We start from the raw sequence: 23,741 nt of genomic DNA on the forward strand, positions 1-23,741 counted from the left end.
CATGCTCTATGTGGCGCTGGGGTGTCTGGCCCTGGCCTTGTTTGTCTGGGTGGGCCGCCGCGGCCGTCCGATGTTTCAGCGGCGCGAGTGGCGGATCCTTTCAGGTCTGGCCAGCGTTGCGGCGTTTGCCGCGGCTGCCTTCCTCGCTCTGCGAGGCGGCTGGGCATTTGCCCCAGCTCTGATCATTCTTGGCCTGTGGCTGGCCATGAGCGCGCGGAGTGCAGGCGCTGGACCCGGACTTGGCGACACCGGCCACCGACGGCCAGGTCGGACTGAGACCATGAGCGAGCGCGAAGCTCGCGAGATTCTGGGCATCGGCCCTGACGCTGGGGTCGAGGAGATCCAGGCGGCCTATACCCGCCTGATGCGCCGCAGCCACCCCGATGCGGGGGGCTCAGCAGGCCTCGCGGCCCAGATAAACGCCGCCCGGGATCGGCTCCTGCCGCGATAGGCGCGGCCCGATCTGGCAGCTCAGGCTTGCGCGGTTCTGACTTGCGCGGTTCAGGCGGGGCTGATGACCATACAAGCCTGTTTCTTCGCCTTCAGGGTTTCACAGGCGGCCTTGGCCTTGGCTTCGGTTAGCCCGGCGAACCTGGCCCGGTAGAAGCCGGCGCTGGCGTCCGTAACCAGGGTCGTGGCGCCGGTGAAGGCCTCTGCGAAGCGCCGGCGGCTGAGCTTCAGCTGTTCCTGGGCGAGGGCCTTGGACTTGAAGGCACCCACCTGCACCTGCCACTTGCCGGCGGGCGGCGCGGGGGCTGCGGCGCGACTGGGGGTCGGCGGGGGAGGGGCTGTGGCCAGGACGATTTTCAGTTCATCCTGCTCCCCGTCGCCCTGCTCGCGGGATGGCCGCATGAGGGGGCCAGTGGGCTCGGGCTCGAACAGGTTTTGAGCCACCGTGATCCGCTCGCCGCGGGCCCGGCGATTGGCCACGTCAAACCCGGTCAGAAGCAGGTCCTGGGCATGATTATCCCGGGCTGCGGTCGAGGCTCCCCCCATGACCACCACGATCAGGCGGCGATCATTCTTCACCCCCGAAATGGCGATGTTGTAGCCCGAGGCGTTGGTGAAACCGGTTTTCAAACCATCCACGCCCAATTCCCGGCGCAGCAGGCTGTTGTGGCTGCGGATCGGCGTGCCCCTGAAGTCATACTGTGGGGTGCTGAACAGGGTGTAGTACTGCGGGAAATCCCGCATGATCGCCCGCGACAGCACCGCCAGATCCCGGGCTGTGGACAGCTGACGGCTGTCTGGCAGGCCTGAGGCATTGACGAAGGTCGTGGAGTCCATGCCGAGCTCGCGGGCCCGCAGGGTCATCAGGGCGGCAAAGCGCGCTTCGCTGCCGCCCAGTCGTTCGGCGACGGCGACGGCCACATCATTGGCAGAGCGCAGGGCCAGGGCGTGCATGGCCTCATCTACGGTGATGGAGTCGCCGGCCTTGATGAACAGCTTGGTGGGCGGGGCCGCAGCGGCCCGCGGGGAGAAGACGATCCGGTCATCCGGCTTCATCCGCCCGGCGGCCAGTTGCTCGAACATCAGATAGAGCGTCATCACCTTGGTGATGGAGGCCGGGTAACGCGCACTGTCGGCGCGCTTGCCATAGAGGACCTCGCCCGTCTGGGCATCCACGACGATGGAGGCATATTTCGGCTGCTGGGCCGGGAGCTGCAGATAGGGAATCTGGGCTTGCGCAACCGGCGCGCTGTGGCCGAGCGCGGTCGCCACGGCGATCAGGCCGACGAGGATCTGGCGGCGGGCGTGTTTGAGCATCGCGTCGTCCGTCACGTTTTGAGTTTCTGGCGATCGCTGATCGGACCGCCATGGTCAGAAGGCTAGCATGGCATGTTCGGTCTTGCGCGAGGGTAAACACCTGTTGAGCATTGCAAAACGTCGCATAGCCCGCTTAACGAGCGAACTTGCGGCATGGCCTTGATGGCCCAGGTTGATTGTGCGCTGCACAAAAACGCGATTGACTGCTGCGGTGCAACATGGGATGTTGCGGCTGCGTAGAGCGTAATTGATCAGTCTAGAGCCGCGCGGCTGCCCGCGCCTTCTGCCCCTCCCGTGCGGCCGCCGCCGCGCCCCGTGACCTAACAAGGAGCTCAGCCATGGCTGCCGCCGACACCGCCAAGACCGCCAAGACCGCCGCCGAAGAATTCACCCTGGCCGGCAACCATGCCTTCAAGGACGTCATGGAAAAGTCCATGACCGCCTTGGCTGAGACCAACACCTATTCCAAGCAGAACCTCGAGGCCCTGGTGGCTTCGGCCACGGCCGCCGCCAAGGGTGCCGAAGCCGTTGGTGCCGAAGCCATGGCCTACACCAAGAAGACGGTGGAAGAGCAGATGGCTGCGGCCAAGACCCTGGCCTCGGCCAAGAGCCTGCAGGAAGCTGTTGAGCTGCAGACCGCCTTCACCAAGAAGGCCATGGAATCCTACATGTCGGAAATGACCCGCATGTCGGAGATCTTCACCGCCTCGATGAAGGACTCCTTGAAGCCGATCAACGAGCGCGTCACCGCGACCGTCGAGCGTCTGCAAGCCGCCCGCTAAGGCACTCTGGCGCCTCTTGGCGCCGGCTGGACGATCAGAAGCCCGGTCCCGCAACGGACCGGGCTTTTCTCATGGGCGCTTGGGCCGTTGGCCCCCGGCGCGCCAGGGGGCGCTTTCGGGAAAACCGGGTTCCACTTTCCCCGAACGCGCTCTACAGATTGGCGCATGTCCACTGTCGAAGATCGTTTGGCCGCGCTTGGCGTCCGCCTGCCCGAGCCCTCCGCCCCCGTCGCCAACTATGTGCCCTTTGTACGGGTTGGCGCGCTCCTTCACATTTCCGGCCAGGTGTCCCGGGACGCCCAAGGCGGCATTACCGGCATTGTCGGTCAGGATGTCGACATGGAGACGGCCAGGCGGGCCGCGCGCCTGTGCGCCATCAATCTGATCGCCCAGATGAAGGCGGCCTGTGACGGTGATCTCGGCCGGGTCGTGCGGGTGGTCAAGCTCGGCGGCTTCGTCCAGGCTGGACCGGATTTCTTTGAGATCCCGCAGGTGGTCAACGGTGCGTCCGACCTGATGGTCGAGGCCTTTGGCGATCTGGGCCGTCATGCCCGCTCGGCCGTGGGTGTTTACCGCCTGCCGATGAACTTCGCGGTTGAGGTTGACGCCGTGGTGGAGGTCTCGTGAAGGCGCGTTTCGGCGAGGCCTGGGATCTTCTGTTCCACCCGCCGGTGGCGCACCGGGGTCTATGGACGCCGGACGGTGCTCCCGAAAACTCCCTGGGCGCGTTCCAGGCCGCCTGTGCCGCGGGCTATGGCATCGAACTCGATGTCCACCTGTCATCGGACGGGGAGGCCATGGTCTTCCATGACAACACCCTGCAGCGGATGACCGGCATTGAGGGGCGGCTGCGCGACCGCACCGCTGCTGAACTCGGCGAGATGTCCCTCATGGGGACAGATGAAACTATCCCGACCCTGGCCGAGACCCTGGCCCTGATCGGCCAACGGGCCATGGTGCATGTGGAGCTGAAGACCCACTGGGGCGAGGTGGGCCCCCTGGAGCGCCGAGTGCATGAGATCATTATCGATCACGCCGGTCCGCTCTGTGTGATCGGTTTCAATCCCTATTCCCACGCCTGGTTTGCTGAGCACTATCCGGGCGTCCTGCGTGGCCTGGACTCCTTCAGCTACCGTGACGTGAAGCACCTGAATCCGGAACAGCGCGAGGCCTATGCCCGGCTGGAGCAGGTGGAAATCGCCCGACCCCATTTCCTGGCCCTAGGCCTCGACATGCTGCCGAGCGAGAGGGCTGACGCCTACCGGGCTGAAGGCATGCCGGTGGTGGCCTGGACCGTCCGCAAGCCCGAGCAGTGGGAGGCGGTGAAGGATCACTGTGACAACCTGATCTTCGAGGGCTTCACGCCGTGAGTCTGAGGCCGGCGGTCAAGGTGAACCGCCGCATCGCTGACATTGGCAGATCGGCCTGGACCGCCTGCGCCCATGCCAGCGGAAACCCGTTTGTCAGCTACGACTTTCTTGATGTTCTGGAACAGTCTGGCTGTGCGGTAGAGCGCACCGGCTGGGGGCCACAGCACCTGTCCATCGACGACGAGGCCGGTCAAGTCGGGGCGGTCATGCCCCTCTATCTGAAATCCCACAGCCAGGGGGAGTACATCTTCGACCACAGCTGGGCGGACGCCTATGAGCGGGCAGGGGGGCGCTACTACCCCAAGCTCCTGGCGGCGGCACCCTTCACCCCGGCCACAGGGCCGCGGCTGCTGGTGCGGCCCGATATCCCGGTTGAGGCGGGCTACGACATGCTGCTCGGCGGGGCCCTGACCCTCTGCGAACAGATGGGCGTCTCCTCCATGCACATCAATTTTCCCAACCAAGCCGAATGGGACTGGCTAGGGGGCCAGGGGCTCGCCCAACGCCAGGGCCAGCAATACCACTGGTTCAACCGGGGCTATGGCAGCTTCGAGGACTTCCTGGCTGACCTCTCCTCTGGCCGCCGCAAGACCATTCGCCGGGAGCGCCGTGACGCCCAGGCGGGACTGGAAATCCTGTGCCTGACTGGCGCAGACCTCACCGACGACGCCTGGGATGCCTTCTATGGCTTCTACATGGACACCGGTTCGCGCAAATGGGGACGGCCCTATCTGAACCGGTTGTTCTTCTCCCTGCTCGGGGAGCGGATGGCCGATCAGGTGCTGCTGATCATGGCAAAGCGGAACGGCCATTGGATCGCTGGCGCGCTCAACTTGATGGGTGACGACGCCCTCTATGGCCGCAACTGGGGCTGCGTGGAGGATGTCGCCTTTCTGCACTTCGAGCTCTGCTATTATCAGGCCATCGACTGGGCCATTCAGCGGGGCCTTAAGCGGGTCGAGGCCGGGGCCCAGGGCCAGCACAAGATCGCCCGGGGCTACCTGCCGACACCGGTCTATTCGGCGCACTACATCGCCGATCCGGCCTTGCGCGGGCCTGTTGAGGATTTCGTGGCCCGTGAAAAGGCTGCCGTGGATGGCGAGATGGAGTGGCTGGCCGAGGAGTACTCGCCCTTCCGCCAGGGCTGAGTGGGACGAGATCAGGGCGCGGTCGCTCCCCTCGGACCGACCGCGCCCCCGACCTCAGTCGCAGACCTTAGTAGCTCATGGCGAAGGAGACGCCGTAATAGCGCGGCTCGCCGGCGATGAAGGTGGGGATGCCGAAGGCGTCCCCGGTGTTGCCGGCGTCCTTGATGTAGTCCTGGTCCAGGGCGTTGGTGACAAAGGCGCCCAGGGTCCAGGGGGCGTCATCGCGCTGATAGACGACCCTCAGGTTCAAGAGCCCATAGGCCTTCTGGACCTCATCAACGATGCGGTCCTGGGCCTGCAGGCTGGAGCGGTCATTGTTGTTGTCGAAGAACACCTCTGAGCGCCAGGTATAGGCCGGGACGAAGGCCAGCTCGCCGCCGGCCAGGGGCATGGCCGCCCGGAAGCCGAGGGAGACCGCATGGTCGGGCGCCAGGCGGAACTGGTTGCCTTTGAACAGGCCATTGCCGAACCGGGCGTCGCTATAGCCATAGGTGCCGAAGGCCTCGAAGCGTGAGGACGGCCGCCAGGTGAACTGCCCCTCAAAGCCGGTGGCGTCGGCTTCCCCGGCATTGGCCGCCACGATCTGGCCGGCGCTGTTGAGCACCGAGGTCTGGAAGTTCTCGTAGGTGTAGCGATAGATCGAGCCTTCCAGGGACAGGGCGCGGTCGAACAGTTCGCTCTTCACCCCAACTTCGAAAGAGTCGACCTCCTCGGCCGGCAGCTCGGTGAAGCGCACCGGACCGCCAGGGGTGGTCGGCGAGCCGACATTGAGCACCTGCGGCCGGCGACCGCGGGCATAGGAGGCATAGGCGCTGAGGGTGGTGCTGGGGGCATAGCGTGCCACCAGGCGATAGGTCAGGCCATCGTCGGTGAGATCGCGGTTGATGACTGCGCCGCCCGCTGTCGGCTGCACGAACAGGCCCCGCGCCAGGGTGGCGGTGCTGCCGGCCAGGACCGAGCCGCCATTGTTCAGCTGGGCCTGATAGCCGCTGGTCTTGTCCTCGGTGGTGTAGCGCACGCCGCCGGTCACCTCGAGGGCGTCGGTCAGCTTGTAGGTCACATCGGCGAACACGTCATAGGCGGTGGTCTCGCCGAAGTTGGCGAAGGTTTCCCGATGCGCTGATTTCAGCGGACCTGGGGCCACGGCCTCGATCACCGGCAGGGCCAGGCCCCGCGGTGCGACCAGGGCGCCTGTGGCGAAGAGGGCATAGACCTTCTCGCTGAACTGCAGCGGGACGGTCTGGGAGCCTTCCTCGTGGAACAGGCCCAGACCGGCAAAGGCGGTGACGCGGCCGCCGGCGTCGTAGCTCAGACGGAATTCCTGACTGGTCTGCTTGCCCACGGCGTCTTCGGCGAACACGAAGAGCGGCAGGGAGAAGCCGTCGGGATCAAACACTTCCAGGCTGTCGAACTCCCGGTAGGCGCTGATCGACTTCAGGCTGAGGGAGTCGTTGAACGCATAGTCGGCCAGCAGGGTCACCCCCCAGACCTGACGGTCGAGACCGAGGTCCTTGCCCCCGAGGAAACCCAGGCCCGAGGAGATCGCCGCGCCGGAGTTGCGCCCCAGATCGCCGATCACCGCGCCCGTGGTGGGATTGGTCGGCAGATAGGTCAGGGACTTGAACGAGGTGCCGCTGGGGTCATCCTGCTGATAGTTGAGGATCAGGTCGGCGTTGAACTGGTCGTTGGGTGCCCAGTTGAGGGCCACGCGGAACGCCTGGGTGTCGGTGGAGTTGAAATCCTTTCCGCCCAGAAGGTTTTCCACAAACCCGTCCCGGGCCTTCAGGCGGGCGGCGACCCGTACGGCGAAGGTCTCGCTGACCGGCAGGTTGAGCATCCCGTCGATCATGGCGTAGCCATAGTTGCCCACCTCGACCTTGGAGCTGGCGGCCAGGCGACTGGGGTCGGCCTTGGCCTGGACCAGGTTCACAGCTCCGATCAGCGCGCCGCGACCATAAAGGGTCGATTGCGGGCCCTTGGAGATCTCGGCCCGCTCCAGGTCGAACAACTCCACATAGGAGCCGCGCGACTTGGACATGGAAACCCCGTCCTGGAACACCGAAACCCGAGGTTCGTTGGTCGCCTCGCCGGAGTCTGACGTAATGCCGCGCATCACAAAGCCGGGATTGTTCGGCGACTGGTTCTGAACCTCGAAACCGGGCACGAACAGCGCCAGGTCCTCGAACTCCTGCACCCCCAGGTCCTCCAGACGCCCGGCGCCATAGGCGGTCAGGGCGATAGGCACTTCGATGGACTTCTGTTCGCGCAGCTGGGCGGTGACGATCAACTCGTCGACCACGGTGTCGGTGGCGGCCACCTGGGCCTGAGCCTGGGTGGCCAGGCCCAGGGCGGCGATAGCACCCCCCAGCAGAAGGCGGTTCTTGCGATGCATGTGGTGATCCCCGTTCGCATTGCGGCAATTGCTAAGTTGCGCTGCGATAGGGGTGCTCGTTGACGGTCTGGTGATGAATACGCGACGGGGCCGTGACATCGCTGAATTTGTCAAAGGTGGCAAAAATCCCTTGTTCCGTAAGGGGTCCAGCTTTGATCGCCCGAGGCGCGAGCCCGGCGTGACGATTTCCTCCAGGCCGGGAACGGGTTAGGTAAGGGCCATAACCAAGGAGCGCCCCATGAGCCTGGACGGGACCTACGACCCCAATAATATCTTCGCCAAAATCCTTCGGGGCGAGGCGCCTTGCGCCAGGGTGTTCGAGGACGACCACGTTCTGTCGTTCATGGACGTCTTCCCCCAGGTGAAGGGACACACCCTGGTGATTCCCAAGGCCTCCACCGCCCGCAATCTGCTGGAGGAGGATCCTCAGGTGCTCACCCCGCTGATCCTTGGCGTGCAGCGGGTCGCCCGCGCCGTGCGCGCGGCGCTGATGCCTGACGGCGTGGTCATCACCCAGTTCAATGGGACGGCGGCGGGCCAGACGGTCTTCCATCCGCACTTCCACATCCTGCCCCGCTGGGAGGGGGTGGCGGTGGGGCGTCACGCCTCCGGCGGCATGGCTGATCCCGTCGAGCTCAAGGCCCTGGCCGAGCAGATCGCCGCCAAGATCAGCTGAGCCCTTACGAAAAAGCCCCGGCCATCGGCCGGGGCTTTGACGTTTTGCCGAGCCAGACCGATCAGTCGGCCAGTTCGGCGGCGGCATCCTTGGACGGGTTCTCGATCGTCGGTGCCCCCGGCTCGCGGCTGTCGCCCTCGATCTCAAAGTCCAGCTTGCCGTCCTTGAGCACCACGCGGACGTGGCCGCCCTTGACCAGCCGGCCAAACAGGATCTCGTCGGCCAGGGGCTTCTTGATGTGCTCCTGGATGACCCGGGCCAGCGGCCGCGCTCCATAGAGCTCGTCGAAGCCGTTGTCCGCCAGCCAGCCCGCCGCCTCATCGGTGGTTTCGATCGTCACATGGCGGTCGGCCAACTGGGCCTCAAGCTGCATGACGAACTTCTGGACCACCTGGCGAATGATCGCCGGATTGAGCGGCCGGAAGGCCACCACCGCGTCAAGGCGGTTGCGGAATTCCGGGGTGAAGACCCGCTTGATCGCATCTTCGGCCTCGTGATCAGCCTTGCCCCGGCCAAAGCCGATGGTGTTGCGCTGAGCATCCGCCGCCCCGGCATTGGTGGTCATGATGAGCACCACATTGCGGAAGTCGATCTTCTTGCCGTTGGAGTCTGTGAGCATCCCGTTGTCCATGACCTGGAGCAGGATGTTGTAGACGTCCGGATGGGCCTTCTCGATCTCGTCGAGCAGGACCACGGCGTGGGGATGCTGGTCGACGGCGTCGCTCAGCAGGCCCCCCTGGTCGAAGCCCACATAGCCGGGAGGCGCCCCGATCAGCCGGCTGACCGTGTGCCGCTCCATGTACTCCGACATATCGAAGCGCAGGAGTTCGATCCCCAGCGTCGAGGCCAGCTGCCGGGCGGTTTCGGTCTTGCCCGTTCCGGTGGGACCAGTGAACAGGTAGCAGCCGATCGGCTTGTGAGGGTCACGCAGGCCAGCGCGGGCCATCTTCATGGCGGCCGACAGCTGGTCGATGGCGTCGTCCTGGCCGTAAACCGCCCGCTTCAGGTCGGTCTCCAGCTGCTTCAGCGCCTCGGTGTCGGACTTGGAAACCGACTTGGGCGGGATGCGGGCGATCTTGGCCACGACGGACTCGATCTCCTTGACCCCGATGGTCTTCTTCCGACGGCTTTCGGGCAGCAGCATCTGGCTGGCACCGGCCTCGTCGATCAGATCGATCGCCTTGTCCGGCAGCTTGCGGTCATTGATGTACTTGGCCGACAGCTCCACCGCAGCCTTGAGGGCGTCGTTGGTGTAGCGGAGCTTGTGGAAGTCCTCGTAATAGGTCTTCAGCCCCTTGAGGATCTTGATGGTGTCTTCGATCGTCGGCTCGTTCACATCGATCTTCTGGAAGCGACGGACCAGGGCCCGATCCTTCTCGAAGTGCTGACGGAACTCCTTGTAGGTGGTCGATCCCATACAGCGCAGAGCCCCTGAGGCCAGGGCGGGCTTCAGCAGGTTTGAAGCGTCCATGGCCCCGCCGCTGGTGGCACCGGCCCCGATCACCGTGTGGATCTCGTCGATGAACAGGATGGCGTCGGGGTGGTTCTCCAGCTCCTTGACCACCTGCTTGACCCGCTCCTCGAAGTCCCCGCGATAGCGGGTGCCGGCCAGCAGCGCCCCCATGTCGAGGGAGAAGATGGTCGCACCGGCCAGGACCTCAGGGACCTGCTTGTTGACGATCTTGCGGGCCAGGCCTTCGGCGATGGCCGTCTTGCCGACCCCGGGATCGCCCACCAGCAGGGGATTGTTCTTGGTCCGCCGGCACAGGATCTGGATGCAGCGTTCGACCTCAGCGGCGCGGCCGATCAGGGGATCGACCTTGCCTTCCTTGGCCTTGATGTTGAGATCGACGCAGTAGGCCTCCAACGCCTCGCCGCCGGTCTTGACGCTGGGCTTCTCCTCGTCGTCGGCCCCCTTCACGGGCTTGCCCTCGACGGTGGCACCGGCCTTCTTGGCGATGCCGTGAGCGATGTAGTTCACCGCGTCGTACCGCGTCATGTCCTGCTCTTGCAGGAAATAGGCGGCGTGGCTTTCCCGTTCAGAGAAGATCGCTACCAGCACATTGGCCCCGGTAACATCTTCGCGGCCGGAGGACTGGACGTGGATCACTGCGCGCTGGATCACGCGCTGGAAGCCCGCCGTGGGTTTGGCGTCCTCCCCGTCATCGACCACCAGGGAGCGGAGCTCATTGTCCACATAGCCGGTGAGGGTCGCCCGAAGGGCGCCCAGGTCGACGTCACAGGCGCGCATGACGGCTGCGGCCTCCTCATCGTCGATGAGCGCCAGGAGCAAGTGCTCCAGGGTCGCATATTCGTGCTTTCGCTCGTTGGCATAGGCCACAGCGCGATGCAGTGATTCTTCTAGGGGGCGCGAAAACGAGGGCAAGCTGAGCCTCTCAATCCTTTTCCATGGTGCATTGAAGCGGGTGTTGATGCCGCCTGGCGGTATCTACGACCTGCGCGACTTTGGTTTCGGCCACCTCAAAGGTGAACACACCGCAAACGCCCACGCCATACTGGTGTACGTGCAACATGATCCTCGTCGCGTCTTCACGCGACTTGTTAAAATACTGCTCCAGAACATAAACGACGAACTCCATTGGGGTGTAGTCGTCGTTCAGCAGCAGGACTCTATACATAGACGGCTTTTGCGTCTTCGGCTTGGTCTGAGTGATGACCGCCGACTTGACGCCCGTCGACACATCACCTTGCTTGCGCTCGGCCATCGAAAACGTCTCCTGGCGGGAGTCTGGTTCCCGCCGCTAGGGGATTAGATATGGAAAAGGGACGCGTTTGAAAGGGTTGAAATCGATAAGGCCCGCCCCCAAGCAGCCGACGCCCATCTTTTTATCGCTGCGGTTATCTGGGTTCCAAGCCCCGCTCAATCCTGATCGACGGCTTTGGAGCGCAGGGCGCGACCGGTGGTGAGGGCCTGAGGGCCAAATCGGGCCCTTATGGCGTCGGCGGTCTGGGCCTCATTGAGGCTGCGCTGCTCATCGCCGGAAAATAGCCCGCCGCCGGCCTGGGACGCTGGGGTCAGTTCGCTCAGGCCAACGCCGATCAGTCGAAAACTGCGACCATCAGCCTCGTGACGCAGCAATTCTCGGCTGACGGCCAAAAGGGACTTGGCCGTCTGGGTGGGTTCAGCCAGGGCGCGTCTTCGGGTCAGCAGCCGGAAGTCGGCCGTCTTCAGCTTCAAGGTCGCCACCTTGCCGGCTACCCCTGCCGCCCGAGCCTGCCGGGCTACCCGCTCGCAGAGACCCGCCAGGCGATCCTCCAGGGCGCCATAGTCGGCCAGATCGGTGTTGAAGGTGGTTTCGGCGCTGATCCCTTTGCGGACCTGATCGGGATCCACCGGCCGGGTGTCGCGGCCATGGGCCAGGTCGTGCAGCCGCAACCCCTGGGCGCCGAACCGGCGGGCCAGGTCCTTCTGATCCTCCCGGGCCAGATCGCCGATGGTCTTCAGGCCCACGGCCTCCAGCGACTTGACCATGGCTGGCCCAACCCCAGGCAGCAGGCCCACCGGACGGGGGGCCAGAAAGGTCTGGGCCTCCTGGCGTCCGATCACAGAGAAGCCTCGGGGCTTGTCCAGGTCCGAGGCGATCTTGGCCAGGAACTTGTTGGGGGCCAGACCAATGGAGACAGTCAGCCCGGTCTCGGCCTCGATCCGTGCCTGGAGCCTGGCCAGGGTCAGGGCGGCAGGGGCACCGTGCAGGCGCTCGGTGCCTGTCAGGTCCATCCAGGCTTCGTCCAGCGACAGGGGCTGAACCAGCGGGGTCAATTCCGCCAGCATGCCCATGATGCCCTTGCTCTCGGCCTTGTACTTGGCGAAGTCCGGCTTGATCACCACCGCCTGAGGGCAGGCGGCCAGGGCTTTGAACATCGGCATGGCCGAGCGCACCCCATAGACCCTGGCCATATAGCAGCAGGTGGTCACCACACCGCGGACCCCGCCGCCGACGATCACAGGCTGGTCACGCAGTTCGGGCCGGTCGCGCTTTTCCACCGAGGCGTAGAAGGCGTCGCAGTCCATGTGCGCCATGGTGAGCGTGAAGAGCTCATCATGGGCGACCATGCGCGGTGAGCCGCAGGCCGGGCATCGCCGGAGGCCAGGCGACGCACCCGTCCATAAGCAATCCCGGCAGAGCGCCGTCACCGGTCACTCAGGGGCCAGAGCCAGGCCGCGCCCCGAACCCCCGAAGAGTCGCCGTGCACCGCCGCCCTGACCGGGGTGTCAAAGCCATCGGCGAACACATGGGGGGCGATGGCGCCGGGCAGCCGATCATAGAGCTCAGGGACATTGGACATGCCGCCCCCCAGCACGATCACGTCGGGATCGATCAGATCCACCACCACCGCCAGGGCGCGCCCCAGGCGGCCGATGTAGCGCGCCAGGCTTGCCTGCGCCCCTGAGGCCCCTTGCCGGGCCTGGGAGATGATGTCGGGTGCCGCCAGTCCGCCCCCATGATCGGCGGCGAAGGCCGGGCCGGAGATCCACGTCTCCAGGCACCCCCTGCGCCCGCACCAGCAGGCCGGCCCGGGATGTTCTTCTGGTCCCGGCCAGGGCAGGGGGGTGTGGCCCCATTCGCCGGCGACGCCGCTGCGCCCCTCAATCAGCCGCCCCTCCACCACCACGCCGCCGCCGCAGCCGGTGCCAAGGATGGCGGCAAAGACCACCCCATGGCCCCGTCCGGCTCCGTCTGCAGCCTCCGAAAGGGCCAGGCAGTTGGCGTCATTGGCCAGACGCACGGGACGCTTCAGTGTTGTTTCCAGATCCCGCCCAAACGGCTCGCCATTCAGCCAGACCGAATTGGCGTTGCGGATCAGGCCCGAGCGCGGAGAAATGGAGCCCGGCATGCCAACCCCAACCCGGTCGACCCTGGTGCCGGCCGCATCCTCCACCTCGGCCACCAGCTGCGCCACCGCCAACAGAGCCGGTTGATAGGCTCCGGGATTGGCAACGCGCCGCCGGGCGACCACGGCACCGTCCGGGCTCAGGGCGGCGGCTTCGATTTTGGTGCCGCCGAAATCGACGCCGATGCGGATCATCACCCTTGGCCTGCGTCCTCAGGCGATGGAGTCGGCGATGGCCAGGCCCAGGGCGTCCCAATCATCGATTCGGGTATGCCGGTCCGGGGCGGCGGGGGCCAGGGGGCGCAGGCGGGGATCGGCCACATGCTGGAACCTGGCGACCTTGGGGGCGGTGTCGGCCACCGAGTCGAGATTGGGTAGCAGGTCGTCGATAAAGGCTGCCGGTCCGCGCACCTGATCGGCCAGGGCGGCCGCCAGCGGCCCCTTGGGCCCGGTGTTTAGGAGCAGGGGATAGTCCAGGCCATGCCGGCCGAGCCACCGGGCCCGGGCCAGCCGCCCCTGGCCCGGGGCATTAGTCAGGATCACCACCCCGGCCTTTTCCGACAGCTGCCGCAGCGCGTTAGCCGAGCCCTCAGCCACGCGCATGTCCCCCGAGCCATATCGGAAAAAGTCGTCGAAGTGCCGACGCCCCTCCTCGACGGCCAGGTGCACGTCTTCGCCGGGACGATAGATGTTCTGGAACAGGGCAAACCGCTCCACCCGGAACTCCAGGCCCCGGGTGGCCAGGAACGTGCCGAACCCTTCCATGAAATGCCCGAGCACCTCATCGACATCGACAATGACCAAGGGCCGGGCGGGATCGAGGCCCAGGGCCTCAATCTGCGGCGCGCGGGCGCGGGGCAGGCTGGGGGCGGGGATCGGCGGGGAAGGGTGCGGCGTGTCGACCACTGGCTCTCTCATGCGGCTAACGCCAGTTTAAGGATATCCGTGGGATCAATGGGCCCAAAGGTGGGGACGGCGCAGATTCGTCGTTCGAAACAAGCATCGTCGGGATGACCATGGCCAAGAAGGTCCTCATCGTCGAGGATAACGAGCTGAACATGAAGCTCTTTCATGATCTGCTCGACGCACAGGGGTACGAGACGCTGCAGACCCGCGAGGGACTGCAGGCGCTGTCGCTGGCCCGTGAGCACCGTCCCGACCTCATTCTGATGGATATCCAGCTGCCGGAGATTTCCGGTTTGGAGGTCACCAAGTGGCTGAAGGAAGACGATGAACTGGCGGGCATCCCCGTTGTCGCCGTCACGGCCTTTGCCATGAAGGGCGATGAGGAACGCATCCGCGAAGGCGGCTGCGAGGCCTACATCTCCAAACCGATTTCCGTGTCGCACTTCCTCGACACAATCCGCCGGCTCCTGGAGTAGCCGCCATGTCCGCTCGAATCCTGGTCGTAGACGACATCGAGGCCAACGTCCGGCTCCTCGAGGCCCGTCTGACCGCTGAATATTATGAGGTTCTGGTGGCCTATGACGGGCCCACCGCCCTGGCCATCGCCGCAGCCGAACAGCCCGACATCGTGCTGCTCGACGTGATGATGCCTGGGATGGACGGCTTCCAGGTCTGCCGCCGGTTGAAGGATGATCCCGAAACCCGGCACGTCCCCGTGGTGCTGGTCACCGCCCTGGACGGCCGCGCCGACCGGATTGCTGGGCTTGAGGCGGGGGCCGACGAGTTCCTGACCAAGCCCATCGACGATGTCATGCTGTTTGCCCGGGTGCGCAGCCTGACCCGCCTGAAAACCGTGATCGACGAATTGCGGGTGCGCGAGGCCTCTGGCCGCCGCATTGGCGTCATAGCCGGGGCCGGCTCGCGCATGGGCGGTACGGGTGGCCGGGTGCTGATCGTCGATGACCACGAGCGTCAGGCCCAGAGGGTGGCGTCCGAGCTGTCGATCGAACATCGGCCGGTCATCGAGTCTGAGCCGGAAAAGGCACTGCTCAGCGCCCGGGGGCCTGTGGACCTGGTGATTGTCAATGTCACGGCCCGGAGTTTCGATGGCCTGCGTTTCTGCGCCCAGCTGCGCTCAGACGAGGCCACCCGTCACCTGCCGATCCTGGCCATTGTCGATTTTGACGAGCGTCCGCGGCTGATGAAGGCCCTGGACATCGGGGTCAACGACCTCTTGTCCAAGCCCATCGACCCTCAGGAGCTCTCGGCCCGGGCCCGCACCCAGATCCGCCGCAAGCGCTACACCGACTATCTCCGGGACAATCTTGACCATTCCCTGGAGCTGGCGGTCACTGACCAGCTCACCGGCCTGCACAACCGGCGCTACATGACCGGCCAGCTGGACGCCCTGGTCAAGCGCGCCGCCCATGGGGGCGAGCCGGTGGCGACCCTGCTGATCGACATCGACCACTTCAAGAAGATCAACGACGGCTATGGCCACGATGTGGGCGACGAGGTGCTGCGCGAATTCGCCGTGCGCCTGGCCTCCAATGTCCGGGCCGTGGATCTGCCCTGTCGTTATGGCGGCGAGGAGTTCGTCGTGGTGATGCCCGCCACGCGGATCGAGGACGCCGAACGCATCGCCGAGCGCATCCGCCTGCATGTGGCCGGTTCCCCCTTCCGGGTGGCCCACGGCACCGAGCTCCTGACAGCCACCATCTCCATCGGCGTGGCCGCCACCACCGGCCCAGAAGACACCCCTGACACCCTGCTCAAGCGGTCAGACGAGGCCCTCTATGAGGCCAAGTCCTCAGGTCGGAACAAGGTGATATCCCGCGCGGCTTAGGCCCCTCGGTGCCTCTTCCCGGCTAGAAACGCAAAACGCCCGGCTGATCCAGCCGGGCGTTTTCGTGTTCGTGTGCGCGAGGCGATGCTACTTGATCTTGCCTTCGCGGAATTCCACGTGCTTGCGCACGACGGGGTCGTACTTCTTCATGACCAGCTTGTCGGTCTTGGTGCGGGCGTTCTTCTTGGTCACGTAGAAAAAGCCGGTATCCGCCGAGGAGTTCAGGCGGATCTTGATGGAAGCTGGCTTCGCCATGGTCGGTCCTCGCGGGGCCGGGCAAGCGCGCTTACCCAGGCAGTCTTTTCGAATGAGCCGCGGACAATACGAATCCGCAGACCAAAGTCAATGCGCGGTGGGGCCTTTGGCCAGGTTGATGTCGCCCGGCCGAGACCACCATTTCCAGAGCTGCCGTGGGCTTTGCGCTCAGCTGCCGACCTTGGCGATCCAGGCGGCGAACTTGTCGGCCCAGCCTTCGATGAAGGCTATGAACTTGGGGTCGGAAAAGCTGCCGTCCTCGGTGAAGTTCTCTTCCCGGTGGACGAAATAGATCTGTGGGGCGCCCATCACCGCGACGTTGATCGCCGTGAGCACATTGCGCAGGTCGACCTGGGCCGCACCGGTGCCGAGCGCGCCGGGACTGGACCCGGCAATGGCGGCCGGCTTGCCCGACCATACCCCCTGGCCCGGCGGGCGCGAGGCCCAGTCGATGGCGTTCTTCAGCACGCCCGGCATGGAGCGATTGTATTCCGGGGTGACGATCAGCACCGCATCTGCGGACTTGATGGCCGCCTTGAAGGCGATGACGGCGGCCGGGAGATCGGCCTCGTGATCCTGGTTGTAGAGCGGGACCTCGTCATACTCGACGATTTTCAGGTCGAGCTTGGGGGCCGCAACCATGGCGATGGCCTCGGCAAGGCGCCGGTTGACAGACTGCCGGCGAAGACTGCCGACGATGACGGCGACCTTGGGACGATCGGACATGCGAACTCCTGGGAGGGCTTAGAGGTGCCCGAGTTTAGCCCCCTTCGTCCCGAACCGCATATAGGGCGAGGGGCGCTCTGGATCGTCCAGGCGCTGGACGGCCTCCTTGATCATGGTCCGGGTGACCATGGGCAGTTCGAGCCCCAGGGCGTCATCGAAATCCACCCAGGCGATTTCCTCCAGTTCCCCACAGTCGGGCTGGCGCTCCAGGCTCACCAGCCGTTCAGCGTCGGCCATCAGGAACCAGGTGTCGAAGCGCTTGGCCAGGGAGGGCGGGGTGACGGCCCGGGCGATGATCTCCATGGCCTCCAGGTCGGCCAAGGCGCCTTGAGCGAGGAATTCCCGCCAGGGACCCACGCCCGGCCTGGTCGGTGCCGGCTTGGCCAGCAGGAGGCCCGCCTCCTCGAAGGTTTCGCGGATGGCGGCCATGGCCAGGGCGCGCCCCCGGCCGGGCTTGATGTGCCGGTCGAACTTGGCGGCGACCTCAGGGCGCAGGTCGGTGGCATGGGGGGCGCGGAAGTCGGCCCGGTCGATCCGTCCGCCGGGAAAGACCCAGAGGTTGGGCATGAAATCGTGGCCGCTGTTGCGCTTGCCCATCAGCACCCGCGGTTTGGCGGCGTCCCGGCGGACCAGGATGATGGTGGCGGCGTCTCGGGGCTTCACGGCCCGGGCACCGGGCAGGCGCATGCGGCTGCCCTCGGAGCGTTGGGGAATCTGGGGATCGGTCATGAAACAACTGTATGACCGTCCCTGGAACCTAGGAAGCCTGACCTTAGGTCAACAGGCCTCGCCTACCGCCGCCGGTGTTTGCCGCCCTGGCGGGGCAGGGGCGGGCGACCGGCCTTGCGGCGGATGCCCAGCCGTGGCCGGGGCGCGGTGGGGTCGGGCTGGGCTGGATCGCTCAGCATCTCAAACAGCAGGCCGCCGGTGATCGGGGTGGCCTCCCGCAATCGCACCTCCACGCTCATGCCGAGCGGCCAGCGGGCGCCGGAGCGCTCGCCGATCAGGGCGTGCATCTTCTCATCATGGATAAAGAACTCGTCCCCCAGATTGGAGATGGGGATCAGGCCATCGGCGCCGGTCTCGGCCAGGCGGATAAACAGGCCAAAGCGGGTGACCCCGGTGATGCGGCCAAGGAAGGTCGCGCCCACCTTGTCGGACAGGAAGGCCGCCACATAGCGGTCGGTGGCGTCGCGCTCGGCCGCCATGGCCCGGCGTTCGGCATGGGTGATCTCTTCGGCGGTGGCCTTCATGTGAGAGATGTCCCAGTCGCTCAAACCATCGGGCCCGCCGGGCAGGTTGAGGCTAAGCGCGCTGATCAGGCCCCGGTGGACGATGAGGTCAGCATAGCGGCGAATAGGCGACGTAAAGTGCGCATATCGGTCCAGATTCAAGCCGAAATGGCCGATATTGTCGGTGGAATAATGGGCCTGCATCTGGGTGCGCAGAACGACCTCGTTGACGATCTCGGCATGCGGCCCCTCGCGGGTCAGGTCCAGCAGGCGGTTGAACCGGTCGGTGCGCGCCGCCTCGCCCTTGGACCAGTTCACCGAGATGGAGCCGAGGAATTCGGCCAGGGAGTCCAGCTTCTCCGGGCTCGGCGCATCATGGATCCGGAAGATCAGCGGGGTGCGTTTGGCCTCCAGGGTCTCGGCCGCACAGACATTGGCCTGGATCATCATCTCCTCGATCAGCTTGTGGGCTTCGAGGGCAGGACGGGGCGTGATCGAGGCGACTTTGCCATCTTCGCCGATGATGATGCGCCGCTCAGAGCTTTCGATGGCCAGGGGCGAGCGGGCCTCGCGTCCCTGTTTCAGGGTCAGATAGGCGGCCCACAGGGGCTTGAGGATCGGCTCCAGCAGCGGCCCGGCCTTGTCGTCGGGGCGCCCGTCGATGGCGTCCTGGGCCTGTTCATAGGCGAGCTTGGCGGCTGAGCGCATCAGGCCGCGGACGAACTTGTGGCTGCGCTTGCGACCATTACGGTCAAAGACCATGCGCACGGCCATACAGGCCCGGGTCTCGCCCTCGCGTAGGGAGCAGAGGCCGTTGGAGAGCCGCTCGGGCAGCATGGGCTCCACCCGGTCAGGGAAATAGACGCTGTTGGCCTTGTCCCGGGCCTCCCGGTCCAGGGCCGCCCCTGGCCGGACATAGGCCGCCACATCGGCGATGGCGACCCAGACGATCCAGCCGCCTTCGTTGCTCGGGTCCTCATCGGCCTGGGCGAACACCGCGTCATCGTGGTCGCGGGCGTCGGCGGGGTCGATGGTGATCAGCGGCAGGTCTCGCAGGTCTTCCCGGCCAGCCAGAGTCGGGGCCTGGGCGACTTCGGCCTCGGCGACGGCCTCGTCGGAGAAGCCGGTGGGGATGCCATGGCTGTGGATGGCGATCAGGCTGGCGGCCCGAGGTTCGTCCTCGCGCCCCACCACCTCCAGCACCTTGCCGCGCTTGGGGCCATGGTGGCGCTCAGCGCTCCCCACCTGGGCCAGGACCAGATCGCCGTCCTTGAGCTGGCCGTCATCGAATACGATCAGGCTTTCCTTGGACTTGCGGTCCACGGGCTCGATGCGGACCTCGCGGCGCACCTTGCGTACGACGCCGAGCACCCGATGGGCGCTCTGGCCCAGGCGCTTGATCAGTCTGGCCTCGGTCTCGCCGCTCTCCAGGGTGACGAAGCGGACCAGCAGCCGGTCGCCGAGGCCAGGGGCACCGGCCACCACCTCGGCCTTGTCCGGGGCGAGATGAACGAGCGGCGTGTCTTCTGCGCCCTTGGTCAGGCGGACCAGCAGGTCGCCGTCGGTGTCGCGCTCCACCACATCGACCACGCCTACCGGGGGCAGGGCGCTGGCCTCGGCCACGCCCTTGCGGCCCCGGCGACCCAAAAGGCCCTCGGCCTGCATCTCTTTGAGCATTTCGCGCAGGGCCCGGCGATCCACACCCTTCAGGCCAAAGGCCCGGGCCAGTTCGGCCCGGTCGGTCTCACCGGTCTGGCGAATGAACTTCTGGAGGGTCTCTCGGTCAGGCATGCCCTGGGGCGGACGCGAGGCGGGGCGCGAGGCAGATCGGGGGGAGCGGGGCTTAGCCATGGCCCCTTCTAACGCGGGAATCGGGGCTCGGCTTCCCCCCGTGCGCACCTCAGGCGCGTCTCAGTCGTCGTCGTCATCCTTGAAGGCGCCAAACAGGGTCAGGCCCTCGATGGTGGTGGCCCCGTCGACCTTTCGCACCGTGCGCACCGCCCCGTGAGCCTTCAGGGCCTGGGCCAGTCGCTCTGAATGGGTCACCAGCCAGACCTGAGAACGCTCCGAGGCTTTGGCGATCAATGCGGCCAGGGGCTCCATCAGGTCCGGATGGAGGCTGGCCTCCGGCTCATTGAGGGCGATGAAGGGAGGCAGGCGATAGGCCAGGAGGGCACCGGCCAGGGCGAGAAACCGCAGGGTGCCATCGGAGAGCTCCGCCGGCTCAAACACCCGGTTTGCAAACTCCGGCAGCCGCAGGCCAAAGGTGGCATGACGCGCAGGCTCAGGCAGGTCCAGCACCGCGCCGGGGAAGGCGTTGGCCACCGCCTCGTCCAGATCGCGCCGGTCGCCGCGAATGTGGGCCAGGGTGGCGAAGACGGCGGCCAGATTGGACCCATCCGAGGCCAGGGTCGGGGCCGCGACAGCCACACACGGGCGGCGCAGGGGCGAGTCTGCGTCGGTGCGAACATCGTGATAGAAGCGCCACTCCAGCAGCGTGCGTCGCACCGCGTCCAGCTCTGGATAGCGGGCGGGGTCCTCCAGGCGTCCTAACAGGGTCTCGGAGCTCAAGAGGTCGATGTCGAGGTCGGTGGGTCCACCGTCCGCGTCACGGGCCATCACCGCGGTATTGCGGCGCTCCACCAGCCGCGAGCGGCGCTGACCCGACAGATAGGTCAGGGTCTCGATCTTGACCTGGGGCTCCAGATTGAAGGCCGCAGCGGTCACCCGCTGAGGAAAGCCGACCTCCACCTCATATCGGAAGGCGCTGTTGCGGGCCCCGGGTGCGGCCAGGGTGACCGAGAGGGCGATCCGGGCCGGGTCGCGGGCCTTACGGGATCCCGCCCACATGGCCAGGTCCAGGCCCTCAGCAGCCAACCTCGCGCCCAACTGGTTCTGCGCGGCGGCCTGCAACAGGTCTAGCGCCCTGTAGAGGTTGGACTTGCCGACCCCATTGGCACCCACGAACACGTCGAGCCGCGACATGGGATAGGTGATGGCCTTCAGCGACCGATAGCCCGAGACCGAGACTTCGCGGACGGGCAGGTCCATGGGCAATCAGCTGACCGCGGTGGTCTTGGCCGGCACCTTCTTGGCGGCAGGTTTCTTGGCCGTGGGCTTCTTGGCAGCAGGTTTTTTCGTCGCCGCCTTTTTGGCTGGTGCCTTTTCGGCCTTGGTCGTCTTCTCAGCCTTGGGCTTGGCGGCGGCCTTCTTCACCGGCTTCTTCTTGGTTCCGCCCTTGGCTTCGCGCTCGGCCAGCAGGGCCACGGCCTGTTCCAGGGTCACCTCCTGGGGATCGCCGCCCCGGGGGATGTTGGCGTTGGTGGCACCGTGCTTGATGTAGGGACCAAAACGGCCCGCCAGGATGCGCACGGGGGCCCCATCGGCGGGGTGTGCGCCCAGGTCCTTCAGAGCCGCAGCCTCGCCCCGGCGACCCTTGCCGCCGGCCTTCTTCTCGGCGATCAGGGCCACGGCCCGGTTGAGGCCGACCTCGAACACCTCGTCGATGCTCTCCAGATTGGCGTAGGCGCCATTGTGCTGGACGAAGGGGCCGTAGCGGCCAAGGCCCGCCAGGATCATCTGGCCGTCTTCCGGGTGCTCCCCGACCTCCCGGGGCAGGCGCAGCAGACGCAGGCCTTTCTCCAGGTCCATGGCCGCTGGCGACCAGGTCTTGGGCAGGCTGGAGCGCTTGGGCTTGTCGCCGTCGCCTAGCTGCACGTAGTGGCCAAACCGACCGTTTTTCAGGTGTACGATCAGGCCGGTTTCAGGGTCGGTTCCCAGCTCGCGGTCGCCATTGGCGGCGTCGGCGTCATCGCCCTCGCTCTGGGCGATGGGACGGGTGAACCGGCACTCGGGATAGTTGGAGCAACCGATGAAGGCCCCAAACTTGCCGGTCTTCAGAGACAGCTGACCTGTGGCGCAGGTCGGGCAGGCCCGGGGATCAGAGCCGTCAGCCTTCTGTGGGAAGATGTGAGGGCCCAGCGCGTCATTCAGCGCATCGAGAACATTGGTGACGCGGAGCTCGGAGATCTCGCCCACGGCGGCATGGAAGTCCTGCCAGAACTCCCGCAACAGCACCTTCCAGTTCAGCTCGCCGGCCGAAACCAGGTCGAGCTTTTCCTCCAGGGCTGCGGTGAAGTCGTATTCCACATAGCGCCGGAAGAACTGCTCCAGGAAGGCGGTGACCAGCCGGCCCTTGTCCTCAGGGACAAACCGGTTCTTGTCCATCTTCACATAGTCGCGGTCCCGCAGCACGGTGAGCACCGAGGCATAGGTGGACGGTCGCCCGATGCCGAGCTCCTCCATCTTCTTGACCAGGCTGGCTTCGGAATAGCGGGGCGGCGGCTCGGTGAAGTGCTGGGCAGCGCGAGCGGCAGCGACCTTGGCGGTCGCACCCTGGCTCACCTGTGGCAGGCGGCCGGATTCCTCGTCGTCGGCGTCGTCGCGGCCCTCTTCGTAGACTGCCAGATAGCCGTCAAACAGGATCACCTGGCCCGTCGCCCGCAGGCCGGTCTGACCGTCAGAGCTCTCCAGCTCGATGGTAGTGCGCTCGATCCGGGCGCTTTCCATCTGGGAGGCGATCATCCGCTTCCAGATCAGCTCATAGAGCCGGCCCAGATCGCCCTCGAGGCGCAGCGAGCCGGGGTTGCGGGCCAGACTTGTCGGGCGGATGGCCTCATGGGCCTCCTGGGCGTTCTTGGCCTTGGTCCGATAGATGCGGGCCTGCTCAGGCACATAGTCCTTGCCATAGACCCCGCCGATGACCTTGCGCGCCTCCTCCAGGGCCTCTGGCGCGGCCTGCACCCCGTCGGTCCGCATATAGGTGATCAGGCCGACGGTCTCGCCGCCGAGATCAATGCCCTCATAGAGCTTCTGGGCGGCCTGCATGGTCCGCTGGGCGGAGAAGCCGAGCTTGCGGGAGGCTTCCTGCTGCAGGGTCGAGGTGGTGAAGGGCGGGGCAGGCGAGCGCTTGGCCGGCTTCTTTTCCACCGAGGCGACGGTGAAGCTGGCGGCCTGGACGGCGGCCTTGGCGGCGGCTGCGGCGGTCTCATCGCCGAGGTCGAACTTGGTCAGCCGCTTGGCCTGGTGCTTGACCAGTCGGGCGACAAAGGGATCGCCGCCAGCTGAAACGTCGGCGTCGACGGTCCAGTACTCCTGGGTCTTGAACCGCTCGATCTCGAGCTCGCGGTCAACGATCAGCCGCAGGGCCACAGACTGCACCCGGCCCGCCGAGCGGGACCCTGGCAGCTTGCGCCACAGGACGGGGGAAAGGGTGAAGCCTACCAGATAGTCCAGGGCGCGGCGGGCCAGATAGGCCTCCACCAGCTCCATGTCGATGTCCCGGGGGGCCTTCATGGCCTCGGTGACAGCGGACTTGGTGATGGCGTTGAACACCACCCGCTGGACCTGGGCACCCTTGATGACCTTCTTTTTCTGAAGGACCTCCAGCACGTGCCAGGAGATGGCCTCGCCTTCCCGGTCGGGGTCAGTGGCCAGGATCAGGCGGTCGGCCCCCTTCATGGCGTCGGCGATGTCATTGAGGCGCTTGGCGGATTTGGCGTCGACGTCCCAGCTCATGGCGAAGTCGTCGTCAGGTCGGACCGAGCCGTCCTTGGGAGGCAGATCCCGCACATGGCCGTAGGAGGCGAGGACGATGTAGTCGCCACCCAGATACTTATTGATGGTCTTGGCCTTGGCCGGGCTCTCGACGACGACGACGTTCATTTATGGAGCTTTGACTGGTGGTTACGCGGACGGAAAGCCCGGAACACAAAGGGGCGAAAGGTG

General features: G+C 65.9%; 20 protein-coding genes and 1 pseudogene. 8 read left to right on the forward strand and 13 right to left on the reverse strand.

The genetic code is table 11. From position 1 onward, the window contains the following. Nucleotide 1 precedes the first annotated feature (1 nt). The gene (locus MH112_RS10990; RefSeq protein WP_296567712.1) at nucleotides 2–451 is read left to right on the forward strand and encodes a molecular chaperone DnaJ; all 450 of its coding nucleotides are present in this window, start codon (nucleotides 2–4) and stop codon (nucleotides 449–451) included. A gap of 50 nt (nucleotides 452–501) precedes the next feature. Here the strand turns inward: MH112_RS10990 and MH112_RS10995 are convergent, their stop codons facing one another. Further along, nucleotides 502–1,782, reverse strand: coding sequence for a D-alanyl-D-alanine carboxypeptidase (locus MH112_RS10995; RefSeq protein ID WP_365786996.1), 1,281 nt, complete (start codon nucleotides 1,780–1,782; stop codon nucleotides 502–504). Nucleotides 1,783–2,105: 323 nt separating this feature from the next. On the opposite strand from MH112_RS10995, the gene phaP reads away from it, so the two are divergent. The 4 genes from phaP (at nucleotide 2,106) to MH112_RS11015 (ending at nucleotide 5,067) form a co-directional block, all read left to right on the forward strand. After that, the gene (phaP, locus tag MH112_RS11000) at nucleotides 2,106–2,549 is read left to right on the forward strand and encodes a TIGR01841 family phasin (RefSeq protein ID WP_296567714.1); all 444 of its coding nucleotides are present in this window, start codon (nucleotides 2,106–2,108) and stop codon (nucleotides 2,547–2,549) included. Between the two features lie 165 nt (nucleotides 2,550–2,714). Next, a complete protein-coding gene (locus MH112_RS11005; RefSeq protein WP_296567716.1) occupies nucleotides 2,715–3,176 on the forward strand; it encodes a RidA family protein in 462 nt (153 codons plus the stop codon). Further along, nucleotides 3,173–3,919, forward strand: coding sequence for a glycerophosphodiester phosphodiesterase (locus MH112_RS11010; RefSeq protein ID WP_296567718.1), 747 nt, complete (start codon nucleotides 3,173–3,175; stop codon nucleotides 3,917–3,919). The genes MH112_RS11005 and MH112_RS11010 overlap by 4 nt, the downstream gene beginning before the upstream one ends. Further along, nucleotides 3,916–5,067: a GNAT family N-acetyltransferase gene (locus MH112_RS11015; RefSeq protein WP_296567720.1), complete on the forward strand. Its 1,152-nt coding sequence runs from the start codon at nucleotides 3,916–3,918 to the stop codon at nucleotides 5,065–5,067. The genes MH112_RS11010 and MH112_RS11015 overlap by 4 nt, the downstream gene beginning before the upstream one ends. Nucleotides 5,068–5,134: 67 nt before the next feature. On the opposite strand, the gene MH112_RS11020 is transcribed toward MH112_RS11015, so the two are convergent. Beyond that, nucleotides 5,135–7,459, reverse strand: coding sequence for a TonB-dependent receptor (locus tag MH112_RS11020; protein ID WP_296567723.1), 2,325 nt, complete (start codon nucleotides 7,457–7,459; stop codon nucleotides 5,135–5,137). A gap of 238 nt (nucleotides 7,460–7,697) precedes the next feature. On the opposite strand from MH112_RS11020, the gene MH112_RS11025 reads away from it, so the two are divergent. After that, the gene (locus MH112_RS11025) at nucleotides 7,698–8,135 is read left to right on the forward strand and encodes an HIT family protein (RefSeq protein ID WP_296567725.1); all 438 of its coding nucleotides are present in this window, start codon (nucleotides 7,698–7,700) and stop codon (nucleotides 8,133–8,135) included. A 95-nt stretch (nucleotides 8,136–8,230) separates the two neighbouring features. On the opposite strand, the pseudogene clpA reads toward MH112_RS11025, so the two are convergent. From clpA to MH112_RS11050, 5 genes and pseudogenes are all read right to left on the reverse strand, one after another. Further along, nucleotides 8,231–10,521, reverse strand: a pseudogene (gene clpA / locus MH112_RS11030) (ATP-dependent Clp protease ATP-binding subunit ClpA); the annotation flags it as partial. Between the two features lie 10 nt (nucleotides 10,522–10,531). Beyond that, on the reverse strand, nucleotides 10,532–10,861 hold the full coding sequence (gene clpS / locus MH112_RS11035; RefSeq protein ID WP_296567726.1) for an ATP-dependent Clp protease adapter ClpS: 330 nt from the start codon (nucleotides 10,859–10,861) through the stop codon (nucleotides 10,532–10,534). Nucleotides 10,862–11,016: 155 nt separating this feature from the next. Further along, a complete protein-coding gene (locus tag MH112_RS11040) occupies nucleotides 11,017–12,291 on the reverse strand; it encodes a DNA polymerase IV (protein WP_296567727.1) in 1,275 nt (424 codons plus the stop codon). Further along, nucleotides 12,288–13,184 (reverse strand): ROK family protein, encoded by an 897-nt coding sequence (locus MH112_RS11045; protein WP_296567728.1) that lies wholly within the window; start codon nucleotides 13,182–13,184, stop codon nucleotides 12,288–12,290. Before MH112_RS11045 ends, MH112_RS11040 begins: the two co-directional genes overlap by 4 nt. An 18-nt stretch (nucleotides 13,185–13,202) precedes the next feature. After that, entirely contained in the window at nucleotides 13,203–13,907 is a 705-nt protein-coding gene (locus tag MH112_RS11050) for a hypothetical protein (RefSeq protein ID WP_296567729.1), read from the reverse strand. 98 nt (nucleotides 13,908–14,005) lie between these two features. Between MH112_RS11050 and MH112_RS11055 the strand changes: the two genes are divergently transcribed. Both MH112_RS11055 and MH112_RS11060 read left to right on the forward strand, forming a co-directional pair. After that, nucleotides 14,006–14,371: a response regulator gene (locus tag MH112_RS11055; protein ID WP_296567730.1), complete on the forward strand. Its 366-nt coding sequence runs from the start codon at nucleotides 14,006–14,008 to the stop codon at nucleotides 14,369–14,371. Nucleotides 14,372–14,376: 5 nt separating this feature from the next. Further along, nucleotides 14,377–15,741 (forward strand): PleD family two-component system response regulator, encoded by a 1,365-nt coding sequence (locus tag MH112_RS11060; protein WP_296567731.1) that lies wholly within the window; start codon nucleotides 14,377–14,379, stop codon nucleotides 15,739–15,741. Nucleotides 15,742–15,828: 87 nt separating this feature from the next. Here MH112_RS11060 and rpmG read toward each other — a convergent pair whose 3' ends face one another. The 6 genes from rpmG to topA all read right to left on the reverse strand — a co-directional run bounded on the left by rpmG (nucleotide 15,829) and on the right by topA (nucleotide 23,678). Beyond that, entirely contained in the window at nucleotides 15,829–15,996 is a 168-nt protein-coding gene (rpmG, locus tag MH112_RS11065; protein WP_111458827.1) for a 50S ribosomal protein L33, read from the reverse strand. A gap of 168 nt (nucleotides 15,997–16,164) precedes the next feature. Further along, on the reverse strand, nucleotides 16,165–16,722 hold the full coding sequence (locus tag MH112_RS11070; protein WP_296567732.1) for an NAD(P)H-dependent oxidoreductase: 558 nt from the start codon (nucleotides 16,720–16,722) through the stop codon (nucleotides 16,165–16,167). A gap of 18 nt (nucleotides 16,723–16,740) precedes the next feature. Further along, nucleotides 16,741–17,451 carry an NUDIX hydrolase gene (locus MH112_RS11075; protein ID WP_296567733.1) on the reverse strand — a complete coding sequence of 237 codons (711 nt, stop codon included), beginning with the start codon at nucleotides 17,449–17,451 and terminating at the stop codon, nucleotides 16,741–16,743. Nucleotides 17,452–17,513: 62 nt separating this feature from the next. Further along, nucleotides 17,514–19,805: a ribonuclease R gene (rnr, locus tag MH112_RS11080; protein ID WP_296567734.1), complete on the reverse strand. Its 2,292-nt coding sequence runs from the start codon at nucleotides 19,803–19,805 to the stop codon at nucleotides 17,514–17,516. Between the two features lie 60 nt (nucleotides 19,806–19,865). Beyond that, a complete protein-coding gene (locus MH112_RS11085) occupies nucleotides 19,866–21,005 on the reverse strand; it encodes an AAA family ATPase (protein WP_296567735.1) in 1,140 nt (379 codons plus the stop codon). Nucleotides 21,006–21,011: 6 nt separating this feature from the next. Beyond that, nucleotides 21,012–23,678: a type I DNA topoisomerase gene (gene topA / locus MH112_RS11090; RefSeq protein ID WP_296567736.1), complete on the reverse strand. Its 2,667-nt coding sequence runs from the start codon at nucleotides 23,676–23,678 to the stop codon at nucleotides 21,012–21,014. Nucleotides 23,679–23,741: the final 63 nt, after the last annotated feature.

Origin of the sequence: Phenylobacterium sp. (assembly GCF_022402485.1) — a bacterium.
Classification (GTDB): Bacteria; Pseudomonadota; Alphaproteobacteria; order Caulobacterales; family Caulobacteraceae; genus Phenylobacterium.